The 2,612-nt window shown below is 57.4% G+C and carries 2 protein-coding genes and 1 tRNA gene; 2 read left to right on the top strand and 1 reads right to left on the bottom strand.

Annotation, left to right across the window (positions count from 1 at the left end):
• Positions 1-155 precede the first annotated feature (155 nt).
• Positions 156-228: transfer RNA gene (locus tag ABRP93_RS11520), tRNA-Lys, on the bottom strand.
• Positions 229-436: 208 nt separating this feature from the next.
• Here ABRP93_RS11520 and ABRP93_RS11515 point away from each other — a divergent pair.
• Together ABRP93_RS11515 and ABRP93_RS11510 are read left to right on the top strand one after the other, a co-directional pair.
• Positions 437-1,642, top strand: a complete 1,206-nt coding sequence (locus ABRP93_RS11515) for a L,D-transpeptidase (protein ID WP_349888010.1) — start codon at positions 437-439, stop codon at positions 1,640-1,642.
• A gap of 38 nt (positions 1,643-1,680) precedes the next feature.
• Positions 1,681-2,544, top strand: coding sequence for an MsnO8 family LLM class oxidoreductase (locus ABRP93_RS11510; protein ID WP_349888009.1), 864 nt, complete (start codon positions 1,681-1,683; stop codon positions 2,542-2,544).
• The last annotated feature ends 68 nt before the right edge of the window (positions 2,545-2,612 follow it).

The raw sequence follows: 2,612 nt of genomic DNA, 5'->3' as shown, positions 1-2,612 counted from the left end.
AAACCCCTACCCCCACCAACACAAAATGTCGTTTAACTCGACACGCCGAAAAACAACACGTTTTGTCGTTTAACCCTCGGCCTTTTTGCTAGCCTTGAATTGCAAGCTTTGGAAACAAAAAATCGCGAGGTATTTGCCTCGCGATTTCGCTTTTGTGCGCCATCAGGGAATCGAACCCCGAACCCACTGATTAAGAGTCAGTTGCTCTGCCAATTGAGCTAATGGCGCAGTGTTGACGTCCGGCCGTGTGGCTCTCTGTGCAACGAGTAGAAACTTTAGCACCCCGGTTGAAAAACTGTAAAATCGCCTGCTCATAGCGTATTTCTGGGGAGTATAACAGTTTGGATAACGGTGAGCTTGTTTCTGGTATTTGGGGTGGCAAGACGATAGTTTGGATTGGTCTTGAAAGAACTACTGTGTTTCTAAGGTCTACTTAGTGATTATTTCCCTCCCTAATTCCCGCCGCATTGCCGCTGCGAGCATTGCGTGCGTTTCCCTGGTAGTAGCTTCGTGCTCCGTTAATTCCACCGCTGAAAACCGCTCGGGAGAACAGGAATCTACCTCGAGCTCCGCAGAACAATCGGAGCAGAAAGAAAAGTCCAAGCTTTCCACCTCCGTGAAGGATGGGGCGCAGGATGTCGATCCATCCAAGCCCGTCACCGTGGAATCGACCACCGAGCTCAAGAGCGTGACCATGACCAATGAGCTGGGCGTGGAAGTAGAAGAAAAGCTCTCTGAGGACGGCAAGAAGTGGACTACGGCTGAGGATCTTGGCTATAACCACACCTATTCCATCGTGGCCACTGATAAGGATGGCAATAAGAAGAACCTGAGCTTTTCCACCTCCCAGGCGGCGGGCGTCGCCCAAGTGGCGATGACTCCTATCCCAGGATCCGAGGTGGGCGTGGGCCAGGTAATCGGCGTCAATTTCGGTACCTATATCACCGACCGCAAGGCGGCAGAGGACACGATTACGGTCAAGACCAACCCAGAGGTGGAAGGCGCGTTCTACTGGGTGAATAACCAGGAAGTGCGGTGGCGCCCCAAGGAGTATTGGGAGCCGGGTACCAAGGTTGAGGTCAAGGTCGATCAGTACGGCAAGGATCTCGGTGGCGGAATCTACGGCGGGGAAAATACCTCGACGGATTTCACCATCGGGGATCGCACCATTGCGCTGGTGGATAATGCCACCAAGACCATGAAGGTCTACAAGAATAAGGAGCTCCTTCGCACCATCCCGGTATCGCTGGGTCGCGATTACCAATATGACACCCCGAATGGGCGCTACGTCATCGGCGATCAGCACCAGTCGCTGCTAATGGACTCTGAGACCTTCGGGTTGCCGCACGAAGCGGGCGGGTACAGCACCGAGGTGGACTGGGCTACCCAGATGTCTTATTCCGGTATCTACGTGCACTCCGCACCGTGGTCCGTGTGGGCTCAGGGTAATTCCAATACCTCCCACGGCTGCATCAACGTGACGCCGGAGGCCGCGCAGTGGTTCCAGAACACTGTCAAGCGCGGCGATGTCGTCCGCGTATTCAATACCTACGGCGAGACGCTCAGCCCCATGGACGGTTTGGGCGACTGGAATATGTCCTGGGAGGAATGGTCCAAGGGCAACGCGGACGCTAATCAATAATCCGCACAATTTTTAGGCGCATGGCTACAGTGGTGGCCATGCGCTTTTCTATTTTGGACCGCGGGGCGGCAGGCACACTCGATGGGGTAGCCGAGCATGCGCAGCATGTGGAGCGGCTGGGGTTTAAAAGGTTCTTCCTTGCCGAGCACCACGGGGTGCCGGGCATCCCCGCGGGCCAGCCGGGCATGTTGGCTGCGCACGTGGCGGCGCGCACGCAGTGCATTCGCGTGGGTACCGCAGGCATCATGGTGCTCAACCATCCACCGTTTCTGATTGCGGAACAAATCAACCTCTTGGAAGCTCTATACCCAGGCAGGATTGATATTGGGCTGGGCTCCTCGGTGGGCTTTACGGAGCCGGTGCGCAAGGCGCTGCGCCAGGGTGATCCGTTGGAGCTCAAGCCACAGTTCGAGAACGAGGTCGAGACCCTATTGCGGTACCTGCGCGGCGAGGAGGCGGTGACGGTGCGGCCCGAGTATGCGGGCACGCCCATCTATATCCTTGCGGGCTTCCGGTCGGTTGCGGTGGCCGCGCGGCTGGGCTTGGGCGTCATCCTGGGCGGGCCTGTAAAGATGCAGGAAAAGGCGGCGCGGCTCTACCGCGAGCATGCGCTTGCCGATGCCCCACCTATCATCTCCTCCCTCAATATCGCCGTAGCCGATACCGCGGACCAAGCGCGCGACCTTTTGCTGCCAGAGTCCTATGCAAAGGTCATGGCCCAGTCCACCGGGGAATTCGCGCCGCTTCGCCCGGCCCGCGAATTGGACCTGGAGGGGCTGACGAGCCAACAGCAGCGCCGCATCGACGAGACCCTGAGCCACGATATTTGGGGGACGGTGGAGGAAGTGGGGGAGGAACTGAGGGGCATCGGCAAGCGGCTGGGCGTCGAGGAGTTGGCCTAAACGACAGGATGTGTTGGTGAAGTTATATGTTTAGCCGGTCTGGCGTGCTGGTATTAGGATTATTTCAC

Origin of the sequence: Corynebacterium sp. KPL2850, assembly GCF_040225855.1 — a bacterium.
GTDB lineage: Bacteria > Actinomycetota > Actinomycetes > Mycobacteriales > Mycobacteriaceae > Corynebacterium.
The sequence above is the reverse complement of the archived record's forward strand: the minus strand, read 5'-3'. Positions and strand labels throughout refer to the sequence as shown.

Bases quoted from the DNA above. Each gene is read 5' to 3' on its own strand.
- ABRP93_RS11510 (WP_349888009.1), top strand. From the start codon at position 1,681: ATGCGCTTTTCTATTTTGGACCGCGGGGCGGCAGGCACACTCGATGGG.